Origin of the sequence: Shewanella sp. TC10 (genome assembly GCF_009663145.1) — a bacterium.
Lineage (GTDB): Bacteria > Pseudomonadota > Gammaproteobacteria > Enterobacterales > Shewanellaceae > Shewanella.
Genome location: NZ_VKHR01000025.1, coordinates 1 through 19,031 on the forward strand (window position 1 = coordinate 1; position 19,031 = coordinate 19,031).

Here is a 19,031-nt window from a genome sequence, read left to right on the forward strand (position 1 = left end):
TTCCGATCTGAGATATTTCAGGCTCTGAGGCGATTAAGTTTAAGAACTTTTTCATCGACTCAGCGCCATCGAGCATGCCTTCATCCATGTTGACGTCGATGATTTGCGCGCCGTTTTCAACTTGCTCGCGCACGACATCGAGCGCTTCTTCAAATTTCTCTTCTTTGATTAAGCGTAAGAACTTAGCTGAACCTGTAACGTTAGCGCGTTCGCCGACGTTCACAAATAATGAGTTGCCATCAATGGTTAGTGGCTCTAATCCTGAAAGGCGACATGCCACTGGAATATCAGGTATCTGACGAGGCTGGTGATTAATCACTGACTCGCGAATGGTGTTGATATGATCTGGCGTACTACCACAACAACCACCGACAATATTGAGCATGCCCTCGGCGGCCCAATCTTGAATCACTTCAGCCATTTCTTGTGGGGTTTCATCATAACCACCAAACTCGTTTGGCAGGCCTGCATTAGGGTGAGCAGAGACAAAACATTCTGCAATACGTGATAATTCTTCAACGTAAGGACGCAGCTCTTTAGGGCCTAATGCACAGTTAAGGCCGATTGAAAGCGGCTTAATGTGGCGCAGTGAGTTATAAAAACCTTCGGTAGTTTGCCCTGTGAGTGTACGGCCTGAGGCATCGGTAATGGTGCCCGATATCATCACAGGTAATCTGTCTCCAAGGGTATCGAAGACTTTTTCAATGGCAAATAATGCGGCTTTTGCATTTAAGGTATCGAAGATGGTTTCGACCATAATGATATCTGCGCCGCCTTCAATTAAGGCGCTGGTGGATTCCACATACGCATCGACCAGTTCATCAAAGCTGACATTACGAAAGCTTGGGTCGTTTACATCAGGGCTAATTGAACAAGTGCGGTTAGTTGGGCCTAAAACGCCTGCTACATAACGCGGCGTGCCAGTTTGGGCTGCCACTTCATCAGCTGCTTCACGGGCAACACGGGCACCTTCAAGGTTGATCTCTGCTGACAGCGACTGCATGTCGTAATCAGCCATGGCAATGGTGGTGGCATTAAAGGTATTGGTTTCGATAATGTCGGCGCCAGACAACATGTACTTGGTGTGTATATCTTTAATGATTTGGCGTTGGCTCAGTACCAACATGTCGTTGTTACCTTTTACGTCACAATGCCAATCTTTAAAACGCTCACCTCGGTAATCGGCTTCTTCCAATTTATAGTCTTGGATCATGGTGCCCATGGCACCATCAAGAATTACAATGCGCTCATTAAGCGTATTTGTAAGTTGTTCAAGAACCTGACTGTAAGAAGTCGACTTCGTCATATCGGAATACCTTTATTACTTATTAGTTGGTGCTATAGGCCAATTTATTGGGTGATGAAGCAGTGCGATTGAATAAAAATAGCATACCTTTATTTATCTTATAAAAGGCGGCTATTGTTAAAAAATCCCCGCTGAAATACTCGTCCCAATCTTCATCTTTAATCCTATCTTCTATATGGATGGGATTTTTGTTTGGACATTTAAACGTATAGACGTCCATAATACGTTTAAATGGATTGTAAGAGCAAGCGCATTACTGAACTAAGCTGGCCGCATTGTTAAATTCACTGTCTTTGAAATCTCTATAATCAGTGACTGAACATCCACAATCTAGAGACGGAACAAACATATCTTTAGACAAAAAAGTAACCAATCAATAATCGTTTATAAAGGTGAAAGGGATAAATGAAACAAGCCAAACTGATATTACTACGCCATGGTCAATGCGAAGGCGGCAATATTTTGCGGGGAAAAACCGATGTTTCATTAACGCCGTTTGGCTTGGCGAACATGCAGGCCAGTGTTAAAAAGCTTGGATTGATTAATCAAGCGAACTCCCTGTTAATTTTTAGCTCGCCTTTAATACGATGTAGCCTATTTGCTGAGGAGTTTGCCGCAGATATCAATCAAGCACGTTTATTCTCTGAAAATAATGATACTCAGTTTGCAGCTTCAGCTAGTTATTCACTTAAACAGAAGCAAGAGCAGCAACAGGATAAGAACCTGCCACTGCAAGTTAATTTGCTGCCGCAATTTCAAGAAGTGGACTTTGGTGATTGGGACGGGCAAAGCTTTGATGCGTTATATCAAAAACATCCGCAAGCGTTAGATCAATACTGGGATAACCCATGGGACAATACGCCACCTAATGGCGAGCCTATGGCAGACTTTGAAGCGAGAGTGACACAAGGGCTTGCGATGATCACAGCTATGCTAGACAAGCAACTTGAGTCTAGCAAAGCTCAAAGCGAACAAGATAATCCCGCCACCGCATTGGTGGTGACTCATGGCGGAGTGATAAGACATATTATCGGTCAAGTGCTCGGGCTTGAACGTTGCAAAGGTTTATATGCGCAATTAGCCATTGATTATGCAGCCAGTGTGACTATCGATATTTTTTGGCCTGAAAGTCAGGCTAATAACGATGGAGATAGTCTGGTTTCAGTAAAAGCTGATTCCACTAAGGTTAGCGCAAATAAACAAGCACCTTCTTCTGCGATAAAGCCTGTATACAGATTGAATTGGCCAAGCTAAAAGATATTACTGAAAAGCGCTAAAACTCAGCCAGATATGTCGTACAATGTTGTCACTAAACCAGTTCGATAAGATTGTTAGCCTGTGTTCAGGTTATTTATAAAACTAAATAGCGTTAATTTGTTGCAAAAGTTTATCTAGATTAACTGGCATCAAATGAATAGGGAATCATGGTTCTCATAAGGTAACTTATGATGATTAGCATGAACTGTACCCGCAACTGTAATGTGAAAACACTTTGCTTAAACAGTGTCGTATTTTCATAAAGTCAGATACCTAGCGCCATTTTCCTTGCTGTTATCAGCGTGATACAACCTGTGCGGGTGACTCAGGCGGAGTGTGAATGTTATTAATTTTTACCTGTGCTTCATTGCACAAAGCGGCAGTTTTAATGGCTAAGGCTATTAAAATATGAGCTTAAATCCTGCTTTAGCGTTAAACGTTGAACAACTCAGTTGGTCTGTGGATGAAAACCAGATCCTTTCACGAGTCAGTTTTGCCTTATCCCAAGGTGAAATGCTTGGTCTTATTGGTCCAAACGGAGCGGGTAAATCTAGCCTGTTACGTTGCTTGTACCGTTATATCACCCCAGACCAAGGCCAAATTAAGCTTTTTGGGCAAAACATGAGTGGCTTAAGCCAAAAACGGTTAGCGACCAAAGTTGCCGTGGTACAGCAAGAAACTCCTCACTATTTCGAAATGACCACAGAGCAAATCGCCTCAATGGGCTTAACACCGCATAAGGGCTTATTTGAAACAGATTCTCTAGCTGATAAGCAGCATGTTGCAGAAGCACTAGATAAAGTCGGTTTGCTACACAAAGCACGACAGCAATATGAGCAGCTATCAGGTGGCGAAAAACAACGTGCTTTAATCTCCCGCGCTATTGTGCAAAAGCCGCAGTTGTTGATCCTCGATGAACCCACTAACCATTTAGATATTCGTTATCAAATACAAATATTAGAACTGGTTAGGCAACTAGGGATCAGCGTTATCGCATCTATTCATGATTTGAACCTTGCTAGTGCAGTATGTGATCGTTTGTTGTTATTGGATGAAGGGAAATGTATTGCTCAAGGCTTACCTGATGAAGTGCTAACTGAGGCCATTATTGGCGATGTGTTTGACGTGTGTTGTCAGATTTCGAAACACCCTCAACATGGTAAACCTTTGATTACCTACTTTTACGGTTATCAAACTGGCCAGCCACATGGTGGGGAGCATGACTCATGAGTTTAGCTGCAACTTCATTTAAGTATAAAGCCTTACTGTTTGTAACTGCTTTACTGACGTTAATCACCCCGATTGCAGCAGCGAGTTTTGGCGCCGCCAATATTAGTTTTGAGCAAGTTATCACCCTATTTAGCTCATCTATTTTTGGTATAGAGCCCTTTGCTTCAAATAATACCAGTGCGATAACTCAGCGTATCGTGTTCGAACTTCGCTTACCACGCATTCTGTTGGCCTTTATTGCTGGCGCAGGTTTAGCGTTAGCAGGGAGTGTGTTGCAAACTGTCACGCGAAATCCATTAGCCGATCCCTATTTATTTGGTATAAGTTCAGGAGCCTCTTTTGGGGCGGTATTAGTATTGAGCTTTTTTGGTAGCCAAGGGCTAGTGCAGCAATGGCTATCGGAGTCTGGCAGTCATTTAGCTGATGCTTTATTGCGTTCTGGTTGGTTTAGCCATGATGCTTGGTGGTCTTGGTCGTCCCTTAGCTTGCCAATTGGCGCATTTATTGGCGCTTGTTTTTCAGTGTTATTAGTCTTGTCTTTATCGGGGTTTGGCCGCGCAAGCCAAGTCGAAAGAATGCTGTTATCGGGTGTGGCTACTTCGTTTATGTTTGGGGCTCTCACCAGTTTAGTCTTGTATTTTTCTAGCCCGCAAGCGGCGGCTTCAGTGCTGTTTTGGAGCTTAGGTAGCTTTGCTAAAGCAAGTTGGGATGGACTGGTTATACCTGCCGTTGTTGTATGCAGTAGTATATTGATTATATTAGCTTTTAAACGTCAAGTGGTTGCCATTCAGGCTGGAGATGAAACCGCCCATTCTCTTGGCGTTAACGTGGCTAAATTGCGCTTGTATATGCTGTTATTGTGCTCGTTAATTACGGCAGTTTTAGTCGCAAGTTGTGGCGGCATTGGCTTTGTGGGGTTAATGATCCCCCATACCGTTCGGCTACTATTCCCTGGTCATCAGCCCATTTTAATCACCGCACTCGTTGGTGGGCTATTTATGATTTGGATAGACGTACTTGCCCGCTGTTTGCTGGCTAATCAAGAGTTACCTGTTGGAATCATTACTGCTGCTATTGGTAGTGTGTTTTTCTTATTTGTTTTACGCCATCGTCGATAAGACGCTGTTTTGGAGTATAAAAATGTTTGCAGTAGATCCGGTTAACCATCATATCGATGAGCAGATCCAACATAAAATAAACCAAAAAACTAAGCCTTTGGGCGCGCTAGGTCTTTTAGAAACCTTGGCAAAGCAAATTGCTCAAGTGCAGTTTGCCAAACAATTTAATGGCAGACATAAATTGTCGATTAAAGAACCTGCAATGTTAGTGTTTGCAGGGGATCATGGTATTGCTGCCCACGGGGTGTCTATTGCACCAAGTGAAGTGACTAAACAAATGGTGGCAAACTTTGCCACCGGCGGCGCTGCAATTAATGTTTTCTGCCGCCAAATGGGCTTAAACCTTGAAGTGATTGATTGCGGTATGCTCACCCCAAGTGACCATCCAAGTGTGACTAATCATCGACTCGGCTCAGGCACCCAAGCGATTCATCAAAAGCCTGCAATGACCTTGTTGTCAGTGAAAGATGGCTTTAGCTACGCCAATGAAGTGGTGCAGCGCCATTATGACTCAGGATGTAATTTAATTGCATTAGGTGAAATGGGCATTGGCAATACCTCATCAGCCGCAGCGGTGATGGCAGGCCTATTAAAGCTTGATGTCAAAGACTGTGTTGGCCGCGGAACTGGGATTAATGATGAAGCGTTTGCATTAAAATCTGAATTATTAACTGTGGCGATGAACCTACATCGTAATAATCTTAATGATCCGGTTAATGTTTTGGCTTGTTTGGGCGGCTTTGAAATTGTGCAAATGACCGGGGCTATTTTAGCCGCTGCCGAGAAAAGAATGCTGGTGGTGATTGATGGCTTTATCGCGACTGCAGCAGCATTAGCAGCTGTAGCACTGCACCCAGATGCCCGAGGTTATTTAATTTTTGCTCATCAATCAGATGAGCAAGGCCATGTGAAAATGCTTGAAGCCTTGGATGCAAAACCTATTTTATCTTTAGGGTTAAGACTTGGCGAAGGCACAGGCGCAGCACTGGCGTTACCGATTATTCAATCAGCAGTTAATTTTTACAATGACATGGCCAGTTTTGAAAATGCTGGTGTGAGCAATGTGGTTTAGGCTGCTATTAACAATAACGCTATCAAGGATTAGAGAATGTCTCAGGGTTCAGATATCGGCTCCTATTTCAATATGGGCTGGTTCAGGAAACAACTAAACTTACTGCTTATCGCAATGAGTTTTTTTACTCGAATTCCTATTCCTGCATGGGTTGAATTTGATAGCGATAAGCTCAATAAAGCCAGCCGTTACTTTGGCGTTGTCGGAGTCATTGTTGGCGTGTTGAGTGCTGCGGTATTTTGGCTCAGCCAATTTATATTGCCAAACAGTGTTGCGGTGATCTTAGCGATAATTGCTAGCGTATTAATTACTGGTGGTTTTCATGAAGACGGCTTAGCGGATACCGCAGATGGTTTTGGTGGTGGCTGGAAAGTTGCTGACAAATTAAAGATCATGAAAGACTCCCGCATTGGCACTTATGGCACCTTGGCTGTGGGGTTAACCTTACTGTTAAAGTGGCAACTATTGGTTGAAATTGCACTTTATAGTCCACTAAAAGCAGCAATTGCGCTGATTGTGGCACATTCTTTAAGTCGAGTCGTTGCCGCGAGCATGATTTTCTCTGAGCAATATGTCACTGAAGATGACGGTAGTAAATCTAAGCCGTTAGCGCAGCACCAACACATTAATGATTTATTGATTTTATGTCTTAGTGGGTTCGCCGTTTTAGCTTGTTTAAATGGCCTTGTAGCATTTGTGTTGTTGCTGGCATTAGTTGCGCTTAGACAATTATTGATTTGGGGATTCAATCGTCAAATTGGTGGATACACAGGCGATACCTTAGGTGCGGCTCAACAAATTAGTGAACTCATGTGTTACTGCATAATGTTAACCATAGGATTGAATTAATGATCCATCTTGTTTTAGGCGGCGCGCGTTCAGGAAAAAGCCGATATGGAGAGTCACTTGCTCAGCAATATGCCGAGCAGGGTGATGCTTGTGTTTATATCGCCACTGCAACCGCCTTAGATGATGAAATGCAGCAACGTATCGCAAGACACCAACAAGACCGTGCAGATGCGAACGTGGATTGGACATTAATCGAAACCCCATTAGCGCTGGCATCGACTTTAGTTGAGCAAAGTGGCGAAGATAAGGTTATTTTGGTCGATTGCCTTACCCTGTATCTAACCAACCATTTAATTGCGAGCGAAGAAACCCACCGTAATGGCGTTGATGATTTGTGGCAACAACAGAAAAAAGCCTTACTTGCTTGCTTACCTAAGCTTAAAGGAAAAATCATTTTTATCAGTAACGAAGTGGGCTCAGGTATCGTGCCTTTAGGTGAGCTCACTCGTCGATTTGCTGATGAAGCAGGTTGGCTTAATCAAGCCATCGCAGCCAGAGCAGATAAGGTGAGTTTAGTGGTCGCAGGCATTCCGTTATTGTTAAAAGGTTAGTGCTTTACACATCATTTCATCTCTTCATTATTTCACTGATATACATACAAAAACACGTTAAGGACGATTGGCATTAATGAGCAATCAAGATAGACCTGATGATATTAATAGTGAGCTTGATTCTGTGCTGGCATTTGCAGAGCAACATCATTATCACGCCGGTAAAGCCAAAACCTTGATGGTTCAGGGCACAACATCAGATGCGGGTAAAAGCACCTTAGTCGCTGGGTTATGCCGAGTTTTTGCAAGACAAGGTAACAAGGTCGCCCCATTTAAACCGCAAAATATGGCACTCAATAGTGCTGTGACCATCGATGGTGGCGAAATCGGTCGAGCGCAAGCGTTGCAAGCTGTGGCTTGTAAACTAGAACCCCATACTGACTTTAACCCAGTGTTACTCAAGCCAAGTTCAGACACAGGATCGCAAATCATCATTCATGGCAAAGCGTTAACCTCACTTGAGGCGCAAGCGTTTTTCGGGCCAGAAAGTCGTAACTATAAGTCGGTTGCAATGAACGCGGTATTGCAGTCGTTTGAACGGCTAACGTCTCAATATGAAATGGTGGTGGTTGAAGGTGCAGGGAGCCCTGCAGAAATTAATCTACGTGAAGGTGATATTGCCAATATGGGCTTTGCTGAAGCGGTAGATTGTCCAGTGATTATTATCGCTGACATTGATAAAGGCGGCGTATTTGCCCACTTGGTGGGCACGCTAGCCCTGCTCAGTGTATCAGAGCAAAACCGCGTAAAAGGGTTTGTAATTAATCGTTTTCGTGGTGATATCAGCCTATTGCAGTCAGGCATTGATTGGCTAGAAAGTTACACCAATAAGCCTGTTTTAGGTGTTTTACCTTACCTACATGATTTACACCTTGATGCTGAAGATGCGCTGGTGGATACACCGCAAACGGCTAATAATAGTCACAACGAGAAACTTAAGGTTTTGGTGTTGGTCTTTCCGCGTATTAGCAATCACACTGACTTTGACCCACTGCGCCTTAATCCTAATGTCGAATTTAATTATGTCAGTATGCAAACCCAATCTGGCAGTTCAGACTTCCCTAAAGCCGACCTGATCATTTTACCAGGCAGTAAAAATGTTCGCGCCGACTTGAACTTTATGCGACAGCAAGGTTGGGATAAGGCGGTTAATCGACATTTACGCTATGGCGGTAAAGTGATTGGCGTATGCGGCGGGTATCAAATGCTAGGTACTGAAATTAATGACCCTAATGGTATCGAAGATGTGGCTGGTAGCAGCAAAGGCTTAGGTCTCATTGAGATGATAACGGAGCTGACCGAACATAAAACCTTGCAGCAAGTGCAAGGACAGTTAACGCTGAATGAGCAACAAGCGAGTGTTAACGGTTATGAAATCCATTGTGGCCAAAGTCAGCATGTAGAAGAGCAAACACAAAGCCTGCCGCTATCTTTGTCTTTTGTGTTTCAGGACGATAAACCAGTGCAAGAAAGGTTTGAAGAAGGTTACTTAACAGCCGACAATCAAATTCTGGGAACCTATGTCCACGGACTTTTCGACAGCCCGAGTGCTTGTCAGTTGATATTGACCTGGGCAGGATTAGAGCATGCTCAAACTGTGGATATTAATCAAATTAGAGAACAACAACTTGAACGATTAGCAGATGTGCTAGAAGCGCATCTAGATATGGAAAAATTAACAGGAAGTCTTGTATGACACAGTCAGATGCAGTGAATGATACATCAGTGAATGAAACCAAAGCCGAGCGTCATAAAGCGCGCCAACAAAAAGTAAAAGAAGGCGTTGATGCGAAAATTGCCGCAGCCACTAAAGAGAAAGGCATTTTGCTGGTGCTGACAGGCAATGGTAAAGGCAAATCCACTTCTGGTTTTGGCGCAGTAACCCGTTGTGCAGGCCATGGCCAAAAAGCCGCTGTGGTACAGTTTATTAAAGGTGGCTGGGAGTGCGGCGAACGTAACTTACTTGAAAAAGTCGGCGTTGAGTTTTTTGTCATGGGTACAGGTTTTACTTGGGAAACTCAGGACAGAGAAAAGGACGTTGCCGCAGCCGAGTCTGCTTGGGAAGATGCTGAAAAATTGCTTAAAGATGAGTCGATTAATTTAGTGCTGCTGGATGAACTGACTTACATGGTGACCTATAAGTACATTGAGTTAGAGCGTGTTATCGAGGCACTAAATAATCGTCCTAAAATGCAACATGTGATCATTACTGGCCGCGCTTGTCATAGAGAAATTATCGAACTTGCTGATACGGTATCTGAAGTGCAACCGATAAAACATGCCTTTAATGATGGGATAAAGGCGCAAATCGGTTTTGATTATTAGCTTTTAATTATTAGCTTTTAATTAGACGAGCTTTGTACTGAACGTCCCTATAGGTAGCAAAACCTCTTCTTATGGTTATGAGAAGAGGTTTTTTATGCTTATCATTGCCACAAATACAGACAAATCAAAGAGTCAGTAATTCCAGTGAAGATGCATACCTTATATTGATGCATAAATTAAGCGTAAGGGCTGTTGGCAAAGTTAGTTGCACACTCCTTAGCTATTTCAATTATTCGGTTTCTTGTTGAATCCATTTCTGAATGTAATGGATAAAACAACACCATCTCTTGTCTCAAATTAACAATAGTTTCTTTGATTTTGATTCTTCTTAATTTCCCCGTTTCTATAAAATCTTGGGCGTTTGCGGTGCTGAGTAAGGTCCAGCCTTTTTTCTGGATCTTATGTAGCAACATGTCATTGTTCGAAACAAGATGCTTTCGATTACTGATATTTGCATATCTCATTTCATTTAATACCGAATTTTCAGTCAGCAGAAAATCCTCGGTTGTTAATTGATTAAGGTCGATTTCCTGATGGGAAATGTCGGAATCCATAGAAGTGTAAGGTGCATATTGATACGTCCCTAAATTGACAATACCGACTTTCGTGTTCGGGAAGATTTTTCCTATTGTCGGCATAATTGAAAATAGCGCATCACCAGACTCGATATCTTTAAAACTAGATTGACGGTCTCTTTGAAGCCAATTTATTGAAATATTGGGGAATTCACGTTCAATTGCATCATCGATATCCGATAACAAACACAGTGGTATCAAGTCATCATGATGTAAGACGATGGAGGTGATTTCAGTGCTGAAAGTGGACAATGCGACGCTATAAAACTCTTTTGATTGCCTGGTTAAGTTGTTAGCTCTAGGATACAGATGCCTAGCATTCTCTGAAGGAACTAGCGATTTCCCTTGAGTTTCAAAGAGTTCAAACCCCAAAACATCTTCCAATGCTTTAATTCTTTCGCGAACCGTTGCTCTGGTTTTATCCGTTGCTCTTGCAGCTTTACTGTAACTGTTAAGTTCGTATACCGCTTTAAAACAAGATAGTTGCTCCAAAGTAACCATCGCTTCCTCTTAGTTTTTATGTACGTGTTTTACGTACATTATGTATTCGTATGTATTGAATGTCGAACGTATTATGGGCTCAATGATTAATTGCAAAATTGAATGTCACTAATGTTGATATTCAATTTAGCTTCGATAATAAATAGTAAGTAAGGACCCAAACATGAAACTTAAATCGCTGGCAATCTCAATTGCACTTACAACATGTTCAGTGTTCTCTGTCTCGGCTAACGATAACGCGAAGGCGATGTACTCTACGACAACTGATGCGAAAGAGCAGGTGACATTAGGCAATTGGGCGCATCCTGATTACAATCATTGGGCATTTCAAAATATGGGTATTCACCCAAGTGTAATGGTGCCTCGTGACGGTAATGTATCAGTATTATCTGAAAACCTAGACCCAAGATTAGCAGCACTGAACTTTGAGTTCGGTGAACAAGAGTTTACTGTTAAAGAGGCAATGATAAATGACCGTACTGATGGTTATGTGATCATTAAAGATGGTGAGATTGTTCATGAAGAGTACTTTGGTACTTTTGGGCCTAAAGATCATCACATGTGGGCATCAAGCACTAAATCACTCGTTGGGCAGGCAATTGGGATCCTTGTTGAGCAAGGCAAGCTAGATCCAAATAAAACGGTAGAGAGCTATATTGAAGAATTGCAGGGCAGTCATTTTGGTCAGCAAACGGTGAGAACCGTGCTAAACATGACATCTGCTTTAGATTACAGTGAAGATTATGCCAATATCACCCCTGGTACTATGCATTATGAGTACTTTCGTCGTTTAGGTTTAGTACCGGCATATGACTTAATGGCGCTCGACCCTACTAAAGACGATACCCCGCGCGGTTTATTAGAATTTGCTCCCCAGTTTAAGCAAAATTCAGCATTAGCTGTGAATCATAAGTATGAATACCATTCGCCAAATGTTGATGTCGCTGGATGGCTTATTGCCCGGGTGTCAGGGCAACCGTTACAAGATTTTATCGCTGAAAATATCTGGTATAAGCTTGGTGTTGAACACGATGCCACTTTTATGACTGATATGGCATTCACTCCTGTTGCAACAGGTGGGTTTGCAACCACGTTAAGAGACTTTGCTAGAGTCGGAATCGCTATGGCTAACAACGGAAAATTTAACGGTCAGCAAGTGTTCTCAAAAGCATGGATAGAAGATACGTTCAATTTAACAGAAGATGAGAAAGGGCATATGGACCGTAGTGTCTATAAGGCTGAAGATTCTGCTGTTTATGACCAATGGTTAGAAGGTTACAAGAACTATTTATGGGTTCATGATAGTGAAAAAGGCATAGCGACATTCAGAGGCGTCTTTGGCCAACACTTGTATATCAATCAAGAGCAGAACTTAGTTATCGCGACTTTTTCGTCTGCAGAATCAGCCTCAAATGCCGCAAGGTCGACTAATTTACCTCGTTTAGCCGCGTTTGAAGCTGTCGCAAATCATTATGAAAAGAAAAGCCTTTCAGCTGCTAAGAGCTTATAGGCTGGTTTGGTTAACGGATTTTAACGACTCAATGATGTGAATAGCTATTAGATACGGATTAAGTGACTTCATTTTTTATCGCTGAATTCGGCTCTTTTATGGCGTCATGACTAACCTTAAATCATTATTGACGGCATATTGTTTATACAATAATTGAATGGCTAAAAAGCCAGTTGTGCAATGATTTGTGCAACTGGCTTTTTTGTAAGTATGCATTATGCGCGTTACAGTTTAACCTTATTGCTCTCGTTCATTTGCAATGTGCTATTTTTCATTAGTGAGCTTTTGTAAACGTAATTAGCTAATAAGACATATAAGGATATTTACATGAAAACGATGACTTGTAGACAACTTGGCGGCGCGTGTGATGAAGTGTTTCAAGCTGAAACTTTTGAGCAAATGGCGCAGCTTAGCAAACAGCACGGTATGGCGATGTTTCAGCAACAAGATCCCGCGCACATGAAGGTGATGGCTGAAATGTCGACTTTGATGCAGCAACCAGGGGCGATGCAATCTTATATGGATGAAAAGCGCAAACAGTTTGATGCATTGCCTGACGATGAGCATTAGCTGTAAAGTAAGGGCTATTGATTGCTAACGATAGCTAAAGATAAGGACATCAAGTTTCAATGAACCTAGTGTTATTAAGTAATACCTCTTCTGTAGCCTCTTTAGATGCTATTTCTGTGCTTATTGAGAATTTATCTTCTGATATTCTGAAGTTGCCTGTGGTGTATATAGCCTCAGAACCTGATCCACAAAGACAATATTTTGAGCCGATTAAGCATATGTACCAAGCGCTTGGATTTGAACAAGTGGAGTATATGGAGCTTGAGCAAGGCTTTGACCCTAATTTGGAGCGAGTGCTTAAACAAAGCGGCATGGTGCATTTATCGGGTGGTGATACTTATCGGTTTTTATATTGGCTTAAACAACGCGGAATAGATAAAACATTGCGATGCCTCGCTGATGAAGGTAAGCCCATTGTGGGTGTCAGTGCTGGAGCCATGATTATGACGCCTAGTATCGACTCTGCAGTCTTGTGTGGTGATCAAAACCAAGTTGATTTAGCTGATACGGTTGGATTGAATTTAGTTAGCTTTTTAGTGGTGCCTCATGTGAGTTTGCCATTAAAAAATGAGACTGAATTTAAGATGTTTCAGCAGCAAAGCCCTTATGATTTATTGCTATTAAGTGATGCAGATGCGGTCACGGTATTAGGCTACAAGCAGCAACTATTCGGCACACCACAACTGCTGCAGTAATCCTTAATTCTTCCAAAAAGTTATCCGTTAGGCCATTTTAGAAAAGACAAACGGGGCTGATGAGCCCCGTTTTTATTCGGCCAATCAAGCTGACTGCTTGATTTAGGTTTAGTGTTAGAACTTAGATTTAGGTTTAAAGTTTAAATCAGAGCTAAAACTAAAACTTATACTAAAACTTGTACTAGAACTTAAACTAGAACTTTGGCGTATATTCGAAAGCGGCTTGAGCTTTGCTGTCAGTAAACACTTCAATGGTCTGTTTTTTATTGAACATTGAGTTCACGATATTGTTCGGAAATGATTGAATACAAGAGTTAAAGTTGGCTACGTTCTGGTTAAAGATACGCACAGCTGCACCGACATTTTCTTCTTGTTCAGTAATCTCATTCATAAACTTAGAAAAAGACTCTGACGCTTTTAATTCTGGATACGCCTCTACTGCGACATTAATGCCTTTTATTAGCTCTTGCGAGGCTCTATCAACGTCACTTTGCAGTTTGGTATCAATGTTATTATCTTGCAGTGCATTAATGCCTTGGCGCAAAGCAGTAATTTTAGGCAGCAACTCTTTTTCGTAGTCTTTGTGCTCTTGCAGCACTCTATCAAGTTCAGGAATAATGCGGCTACGCTGCCTTTCTTGGGTTAATACATCAGCCCAGCCACGTTGAACCGCATTGTGTTCTTTAACAATGGCGTTATAAATCATAAAGCCTGCGATGGCAGCAATGACGACAATCGCGAGTAAAATATAAGACATTTCCATGATGGTTCCTTGAGTATGACTAACAGTCAATTAATTATAAATTTTGATGAACAGTTAACTTAACTTGTGTGCCTAATGATTTGGTTCACGAATCCAAAGATACTATTGACGGTAAACAATGAGGTGTCATTGAGCAACTCTTCTTTAAACGCCACAGGGTTAGTAATGTCGTGATCCATGGCCGGATTCAGTAGGTTAGTATTGTGCTGATTGATCAATAAGCTGCCGTCATGGGCGAACTCAATTGTCAGATTTTTAAGCTTATTCCCTAGCTGCTCACAGGCAACCACGACTGCTGGCTCAAGAAATTTAGCTGCGTCAAATTGAGAGTCTGCTTGGACACGAAAGTTTTTTTCAAACTCACGTGAAGCGGGCATAAAGCTTTGCGACCAACGCTTTGATAGACGAGACTCACTTAATACTAAGCGCGTGGTTTTATTTAAAGGTGGCAATATGACGCCTTGACGATAGTAGTGGTCATAAACCGTTCTTGTGCGGGTTCGAGTGCCGCCTTTACCATCTGATTCAGTATAGGTTTCTGTTCTTCTATCGACGTAATGATGATAAACCACCGAGGCGCGTAATAAGCCTGCTTCTGAATGAAAGTCGATTTCTTTCCCCCATTCAACATCTTGAGAGTAATTACCTCGATTAAAATCAACAAATTTATGTTCGGCATTATCCAAAAACTGACGCGGACAGTCGGTCATATTATAAAGGTGTTTAAGGGTTTCATCTCGAAACAGTCGCGAGACTTTATCGAGTTTCTTACGCCGTGCGAAAAACATAGATACCGCAATAACCAGTCCGACAATACAAGCGATAAACACAGCGAAATCGATATCTGAATAGCGATAATAACGACCTTGCTGCTCTAAATGAAGCCAATATCCAACACCTGAAAATATCGCAGCAACCATGCCTATGTATAAACTGGTATTGTTATAACGTAACTGGTTTGGGTAATTTATGGCTTTGTCTAACGCTGATTTCACCACATCAATAGATGCGGAGTGGGTAACTTGTGATTTTAATTCAGCGAGAAATTGACTAAGAGCCTTGTTGTTCGCGGGTTTATCCGTGGTGACGAGCTCTGGCTCCGGGGATTGAACTTGAGACATATTTCATCCTTGCCTACATCCTTAATTAAATAATATCGCTATATTACAAGGCGAAAAAAATGTGTAAAGCATTGTTTTTAATAAACTTGAGATAAATGATGATACGAGTAATAATTTGTATAATGCCTTTCAAAACATCATGACAGCATTAAGGGACTTTTATGGCTAAGTTGGATCGCTTCGATCATATTCATATCTATGTGAAAGATAGAAAAGCGGCAGAGGTGTGGTACCAACAGGTGTTGGGGTTTAGTGCCGTTGAATCATTAGCTTTTTGGGCTGTGGGAAATGGACCTTTAGTGCTGTGCCATCAAGAGTTGCATTTAGCTTTATTTGAGTCAAAAGTGGAAAAGAGGACCACTGTCGCATTTGGTGTCGATGGCGATAATTTCTTTTTGTGGCAGCAAAAACTCGCAGCGAATGAAGTCGCTTTTACTGTGAGTGACCATGAGGTCACTTGGTCCATTTATTTTAGCGATCCCGATGGAAATCCTTTTGAAATAACCAGTCTTGATTATGAAGCTATCAAGGTAAAAATGAACCAAAAGGTCTTGTAATGACGCCAGCAATCAACCTAGCTAAGCAACGTCAAATTGCACATGAAGTACTAGGGTATGAGCATGATGCAACAAATGCTGAATCATTTGGCGAGGAGGCCGTCTCTAAGCTTGGTTTACCGCCTGCGCAGGTTTTTAAAACCTTGGTTGTGATGACAGATAATAAAGAGCTGGTAGTAGCCGTGATCCCTGTGAGTAAGAAGCTTAATCTTAAGCTTATGGCAAAAGCTGTAGCAGCTAAAAAATCTGCGATGGCAGATAAAGTATTAGTTGAGAAAACCACAGGTTATGTCTTAGGCGGAGTCAGCCCTCTAGGGCAAAAAAAGCACTTACGTACTGTCATTGATAGTTCTGCCAAAGTATTAACCACAATGTATGTGAGCGCGGGGAAGAGAGGGCTTGATATGGGGTTGTCGCCTGACGATCTTTGTTTGTTAACTAAAGCCACCTTTGCTGACATTGCAGTGTAATGGCTTGTATTTTATAGCTTGGTAAATATCGATTTTTATCTTTTACTATGACTATCTCATTGTTGCTAAACCCGATAAGATGCTATCAGCCTATAGGTTATGCTAAGTGATTAAGTTTGGTGATTAAGCTTGGTGATTAAGTTATATGATTAAGTTTGGTGATTAAGACTAAAGCGTCATTTAGTATCTTGCACCTCAATAGTGTCAACCACGTTAAAGCTGTATCTCAGGAATGAAAAATGAATCTAGATAAGTCAAAGAAGAGAATTGCTAAAAAAGTGAAAGCAGGTTTTAAAGGTTACCCGCTAATTAATATCGTTTACCAAGGTGAAAGCGCCGATATCGCTCAGCAAGTGGTGGTTGAGTTTATATTTGAAGAAGGTGCAGAAGCGCAGCAGGAAAAGTTTAAAAGCACTGCTGATGCAAGGCAAGATGAAGTGATTCAAACGGCATTGATTAAAATTATTGATAGAGCTGATGCTAAAACTGTGACTGAATCAGAGTCTGTGGTGGTTCTTTAGGGGTTGTTGAACCTGCAAGGTTGTTTATACAGCGAGTTGTATCAATTTTAGCAAGGCATAAAAAAAGGCTTATCTTTCGATAAGCCTTTTTATTAAACCTATACCCATGATACTTCAAGATGCAAAGTCAGCAAGGCAGATAGTGCCAAGATGCTAGGCATGAAATTGAAGTATAGTTATTCTACATCGATATTTTATAACAACGCAGATTGGTGCTATTTGACTTGCCCTTTGGGGCGCAAGCTCGAAAACCACTGCTACGTTGTAAGCTTCGAAAAGTGAATAACAATTACCTCAGCTTACGCCTTGCATTGTTATCCGAGCTTGTGCCTGACAAAGCATCCTGAGGTAACATGGGTATATACATCAGTTTGATTATCAAACACAGATCTCTGCACGAGTACGATTATTACAACCTCTTAAGACGCCATTGAAGAGACTATTAAGAAGCCAAGAAGCCAAGAAGCCGATTTTTAAGAAGCAATGTAATGAGTGCGTCTTCTACGACGTCTCATACGACCTTCTTTTTCTTCTTCAGTTTCCTCTGCTGTTCCATCATTTGCTGAATCCGCAGACTTTTCATTTTCATTTTTAGCTTTTACTTCGGTACTCGCCGCCAGTTGATCTACATCATCCGACGTTTCGGACTTTTTTTCATTTCTCTTAGTGTCCCCCTTGAAGACTGACTTGATGATGCTGGTAACACCGGTTACGCCTGCTTCATCAGCTTGCTTGTCTTCAGAGATATCTTCAGAGAACTCGATTTTATCAATTTTTGGTTTTGGTTTTGGTTTTTTCGGTGCGACAGCGACTGGGTCAAGACTCTTAGTCGCGCTTACCGTTTTCGTTGCTGTAAGCTCTGCGGCTGCATTTGCAGCGTTGTCTTCTTCAGCAGACTTAAGCATGCTTTCTGCCAATGCTTTTTGGATCTGGTTGCTGATTTCAGAAACATTATCAGGTGATATGCTTCCGTTATCTGCTTTAACAGGAGTTGGCGCTGCAACTGAAGCGACTGTTGGTGCGCTAATGCTGTTAGTGTTTTCAGCATTTTGCTTTGCAACGCGTTGATTGAAATCAGTTGTGACTTCACTCACTTCTGTTTTAGCAATTGATAACGCAGAAATTAATTCATCAAAAGAGCCTTTGAAAGAATTGTACTTGCTCTCAAAAGGATCGATGTTTGACTTAACTTCATCAGTTAAATTGATCGTTAGCTTCTTGTATGTGTTGATTTCTTGTTCGAATTCAACCAGCACACCTTTAGTTGCAAGTACGCTTTCTTCCATGCTAGCGACTTTAACTTCTAATGCTTTTTCTTTCGCTGCAAACTCTTCAATTAGAGTTTGAGGGATAAGTGCTGGTGGCACCAAAGCGGGTACAATGTGGGCAAATTCTTTAATGCAACTTACCGGCTTCCATTGTGTGAATGAAGGATGCCAACCGTAACAGTCACCATCTTTCAAGAGAAATTCTTTTGCTTCAACTTCGTTTAACGGCCCTGTTACTTGACCATTTTTGGAAAAATACCATTTTTTCATAGTCGTATTCTTTTTATTTAGTTAACAACAATTGTTATATGCTACTCAGTAAATTCAGTTTTTAAGTCGGGTAAAACTCAATTAACCTACACCTGAAAGTGTTTTCTGAAGGGCAGCATATTGTTCATTAACGCTACGAAGCGTCGCTTCTACTTTTTCGTTCAATTCTTTAGTCGTTATTTTGTAACGGTTCGAATCTCGTCCAATATCTGACATTGAAGAATTAATCGTTTTAAGTGTGTTATCAATTCGGCCAAGAGCTGAATTAAGTTCACGTTCTTTAGCAGTAAAACGTTCAATCAACTGCTGTGGGATCTCCGCAGGAGGCGGTGGCGGAGACACAATGATGTCAAATTCTTCTACATGGCTTACTGGTACCCATTGTGCGTAAGAAGGGTGCCAAGCATATACATCGGGATTTGATGCAATAAATTTATTGGAATCAGCTAAGCCCAAAGGTCCACTGATTTCACCATTATTTGAGAAATACCACTCTTTCATA

Annotated in this window: 20 protein-coding genes; 14 read left to right on the forward strand and 6 right to left on the reverse strand. The window is 41.7% G+C overall.

The features are described 5' to 3' along the window. Positions 1-1,306, reverse strand: a 1,306-nt coding sequence (locus tag FNZ24_RS10315; RefSeq protein WP_194945039.1) for a homocysteine S-methyltransferase family protein, incomplete at its 3' end; no start/stop codon positions are given. 405 nt (positions 1,307-1,711) lie between these two features. On the opposite strand from FNZ24_RS10315, the gene FNZ24_RS10320 reads away from it, so the two are divergent. From FNZ24_RS10320 to cobO, 8 genes are all read left to right on the forward strand, one after another. Beyond that, positions 1,712-2,560 carry a histidine phosphatase family protein gene (locus tag FNZ24_RS10320; protein ID WP_153914404.1) on the forward strand — a complete coding sequence of 283 codons (849 nt, stop codon included), beginning with the start codon at positions 1,712-1,714 and terminating at the stop codon, positions 2,558-2,560. 411 nt (positions 2,561-2,971) lie between these two features. After that, on the forward strand, positions 2,972-3,793 hold the full coding sequence (locus FNZ24_RS10325; RefSeq protein ID WP_153914405.1) for an ABC transporter ATP-binding protein: 822 nt from the start codon (positions 2,972-2,974) through the stop codon (positions 3,791-3,793). Further along, positions 3,790-4,911: a FecCD family ABC transporter permease gene (locus tag FNZ24_RS10330; protein WP_153914406.1), complete on the forward strand. Its 1,122-nt coding sequence runs from the start codon at positions 3,790-3,792 to the stop codon at positions 4,909-4,911. Before FNZ24_RS10325 ends, FNZ24_RS10330 begins: the two co-directional genes overlap by 4 nt. A 4-nt stretch (positions 4,912-4,915) precedes the next feature. Continuing rightward, positions 4,916-5,983 carry a nicotinate-nucleotide--dimethylbenzimidazole phosphoribosyltransferase gene (gene cobT, locus FNZ24_RS10335; protein ID WP_416384832.1) on the forward strand — a complete coding sequence of 356 codons (1,068 nt, stop codon included), beginning with the start codon at positions 4,916-4,918 and terminating at the stop codon, positions 5,981-5,983. A gap of 72 nt (positions 5,984-6,055) precedes the next feature. Further along, entirely contained in the window at positions 6,056-6,832 is a 777-nt protein-coding gene (locus tag FNZ24_RS10340; RefSeq protein ID WP_153914458.1) for an adenosylcobinamide-GDP ribazoletransferase, read from the forward strand. Then, positions 6,832-7,383 (forward strand): bifunctional adenosylcobinamide kinase/adenosylcobinamide-phosphate guanylyltransferase, encoded by a 552-nt coding sequence (gene cobU / locus FNZ24_RS10345; RefSeq protein ID WP_153914408.1) that lies wholly within the window; start codon positions 6,832-6,834, stop codon positions 7,381-7,383. The genes FNZ24_RS10340 and cobU overlap by 1 nt, the downstream gene beginning before the upstream one ends. 178 nt (positions 7,384-7,561) lie before the next feature. Further along, a complete protein-coding gene (locus FNZ24_RS10350) occupies positions 7,562-9,079 on the forward strand; it encodes a cobyric acid synthase (protein ID WP_228768450.1) in 1,518 nt (505 codons plus the stop codon). Beyond that, positions 9,076-9,708, forward strand: coding sequence for a cob(I)yrinic acid a,c-diamide adenosyltransferase (gene cobO / locus FNZ24_RS10355; RefSeq protein WP_153914410.1), 633 nt, complete (start codon positions 9,076-9,078; stop codon positions 9,706-9,708). The genes FNZ24_RS10350 and cobO overlap by 4 nt, the downstream gene beginning before the upstream one ends. A gap of 176 nt (positions 9,709-9,884) precedes the next feature. Here the strand turns inward: cobO and FNZ24_RS10360 are convergent, their stop codons facing one another. After that, complete coding sequence (locus tag FNZ24_RS10360; RefSeq protein ID WP_153914411.1) at positions 9,885-10,784, reverse strand: LysR family transcriptional regulator; 900 nt, start codon at positions 10,782-10,784, stop codon at positions 9,885-9,887. A gap of 163 nt (positions 10,785-10,947) precedes the next feature. On the opposite strand from FNZ24_RS10360, the gene FNZ24_RS10365 reads away from it, so the two are divergent. From FNZ24_RS10365 to FNZ24_RS10375, 3 genes are all read left to right on the forward strand, one after another. Then, on the forward strand, positions 10,948-12,294 hold the full coding sequence (locus FNZ24_RS10365; RefSeq protein ID WP_153914412.1) for a serine hydrolase domain-containing protein: 1,347 nt from the start codon (positions 10,948-10,950) through the stop codon (positions 12,292-12,294). 327 nt (positions 12,295-12,621) lie between these two features. After that, entirely contained in the window at positions 12,622-12,864 is a 243-nt protein-coding gene (locus FNZ24_RS10370; RefSeq protein ID WP_153914413.1) for a DUF1059 domain-containing protein, read from the forward strand. Positions 12,865-12,923: 59 nt separating this feature from the next. Beyond that, positions 12,924-13,559 carry a Type 1 glutamine amidotransferase-like domain-containing protein gene (locus FNZ24_RS10375; protein ID WP_153914414.1) on the forward strand — a complete coding sequence of 212 codons (636 nt, stop codon included), beginning with the start codon at positions 12,924-12,926 and terminating at the stop codon, positions 13,557-13,559. Between the two features lie 193 nt (positions 13,560-13,752). Here the strand turns inward: FNZ24_RS10375 and FNZ24_RS10380 are convergent, their stop codons facing one another. Both FNZ24_RS10380 and FNZ24_RS10385 read right to left on the reverse strand, forming a co-directional pair. Next, positions 13,753-14,322, reverse strand: coding sequence for a LemA family protein (locus tag FNZ24_RS10380; RefSeq protein WP_153914415.1), 570 nt, complete (start codon positions 14,320-14,322; stop codon positions 13,753-13,755). A gap of 59 nt (positions 14,323-14,381) precedes the next feature. Continuing rightward, positions 14,382-15,443: a DUF3137 domain-containing protein gene (locus FNZ24_RS10385; RefSeq protein WP_153914416.1), complete on the reverse strand. Its 1,062-nt coding sequence runs from the start codon at positions 15,441-15,443 to the stop codon at positions 14,382-14,384. A 161-nt stretch (positions 15,444-15,604) separates the two neighbouring features. On the opposite strand from FNZ24_RS10385, the gene FNZ24_RS10390 reads away from it, so the two are divergent. The 3 genes from FNZ24_RS10390 to FNZ24_RS10400 all read left to right on the forward strand — a co-directional run bounded on the left by FNZ24_RS10390 (position 15,605) and on the right by FNZ24_RS10400 (position 16,991). After that, positions 15,605-16,000: a VOC family protein gene (locus FNZ24_RS10390; RefSeq protein WP_153914417.1), complete on the forward strand. Its 396-nt coding sequence runs from the start codon at positions 15,605-15,607 to the stop codon at positions 15,998-16,000. Next, positions 16,000-16,470, forward strand: coding sequence for a Cys-tRNA(Pro) deacylase (ybaK, locus tag FNZ24_RS10395; RefSeq protein WP_153914418.1), 471 nt, complete (start codon positions 16,000-16,002; stop codon positions 16,468-16,470). Before FNZ24_RS10390 ends, ybaK begins: the two co-directional genes overlap by 1 nt. 239 nt (positions 16,471-16,709) lie before the next feature. After that, complete coding sequence (locus FNZ24_RS10400) at positions 16,710-16,991, forward strand: hypothetical protein (RefSeq protein ID WP_153914419.1); 282 nt, start codon at positions 16,710-16,712, stop codon at positions 16,989-16,991. A gap of 473 nt (positions 16,992-17,464) precedes the next feature. On the opposite strand, the gene FNZ24_RS10405 is transcribed toward FNZ24_RS10400, so the two are convergent. Both FNZ24_RS10405 and FNZ24_RS10410 read right to left on the reverse strand, forming a co-directional pair. After that, positions 17,465-18,529: a DUF4339 domain-containing protein gene (locus tag FNZ24_RS10405; RefSeq protein WP_153914420.1), complete on the reverse strand. Its 1,065-nt coding sequence runs from the start codon at positions 18,527-18,529 to the stop codon at positions 17,465-17,467. Between the two features lie 81 nt (positions 18,530-18,610). Then, positions 18,611-19,030 (reverse strand): GYF domain-containing protein, encoded by a 420-nt coding sequence (locus FNZ24_RS10410; RefSeq protein WP_153914421.1) that lies wholly within the window; start codon positions 19,028-19,030, stop codon positions 18,611-18,613. Position 19,031: the final 1 nt, after the last annotated feature.

Coding starts and splice junctions, on each gene's coding strand:
- FNZ24_RS10320 (WP_153914404.1), top strand. CDS start 1,712: ATGAAACAAGCCAAACTGATATTACTACGCCATGGTCAATGCGAAGGC.
- FNZ24_RS10325 (WP_153914405.1), top strand. CDS start 2,972: ATGAGCTTAAATCCTGCTTTAGCGTTAAACGTTGAACAACTCAGTTGG.
- FNZ24_RS10330 (WP_153914406.1), top strand. CDS start 3,790: ATGAGTTTAGCTGCAACTTCATTTAAGTATAAAGCCTTACTGTTTGTA.
- FNZ24_RS10340 (WP_153914458.1), top strand. CDS start 6,056: ATGGGCTGGTTCAGGAAACAACTAAACTTACTGCTTATCGCAATGAGT.
- cobU (WP_153914408.1), top strand. CDS start 6,832: ATGATCCATCTTGTTTTAGGCGGCGCGCGTTCAGGAAAAAGCCGATAT.
- FNZ24_RS10350 (WP_228768450.1), top strand. CDS start 7,562: ATGGTTCAGGGCACAACATCAGATGCGGGTAAAAGCACCTTAGTCGCT.
- cobO (WP_153914410.1), top strand. CDS start 9,076: ATGACACAGTCAGATGCAGTGAATGATACATCAGTGAATGAAACCAAA.
- FNZ24_RS10360 (WP_153914411.1), bottom strand. CDS start 10,784: ATGGTTACTTTGGAGCAACTATCTTGTTTTAAAGCGGTATACGAACTT.
- FNZ24_RS10365 (WP_153914412.1), top strand. CDS start 10,948: ATGAAACTTAAATCGCTGGCAATCTCAATTGCACTTACAACATGTTCA.
- FNZ24_RS10370 (WP_153914413.1), top strand. CDS start 12,622: ATGAAAACGATGACTTGTAGACAACTTGGCGGCGCGTGTGATGAAGTG.
- FNZ24_RS10375 (WP_153914414.1), top strand. CDS start 12,924: ATGAACCTAGTGTTATTAAGTAATACCTCTTCTGTAGCCTCTTTAGAT.
- FNZ24_RS10380 (WP_153914415.1), bottom strand. CDS start 14,322: ATGGAAATGTCTTATATTTTACTCGCGATTGTCGTCATTGCTGCCATC.
- FNZ24_RS10385 (WP_153914416.1), bottom strand. CDS start 15,443: ATGTCTCAAGTTCAATCCCCGGAGCCAGAGCTCGTCACCACGGATAAA.
- FNZ24_RS10390 (WP_153914417.1), top strand. CDS start 15,605: ATGGCTAAGTTGGATCGCTTCGATCATATTCATATCTATGTGAAAGAT.
- ybaK (WP_153914418.1), top strand. CDS start 16,000: ATGACGCCAGCAATCAACCTAGCTAAGCAACGTCAAATTGCACATGAA.
- FNZ24_RS10400 (WP_153914419.1), top strand. CDS start 16,710: ATGAATCTAGATAAGTCAAAGAAGAGAATTGCTAAAAAAGTGAAAGCA.
- FNZ24_RS10405 (WP_153914420.1), bottom strand. CDS start 18,529: ATGAAAAAATGGTATTTTTCCAAAAATGGTCAAGTAACAGGGCCGTTA.
- FNZ24_RS10410 (WP_153914421.1), bottom strand. CDS start 19,030: ATGAAAGAGTGGTATTTCTCAAATAATGGTGAAATCAGTGGACCTTTG.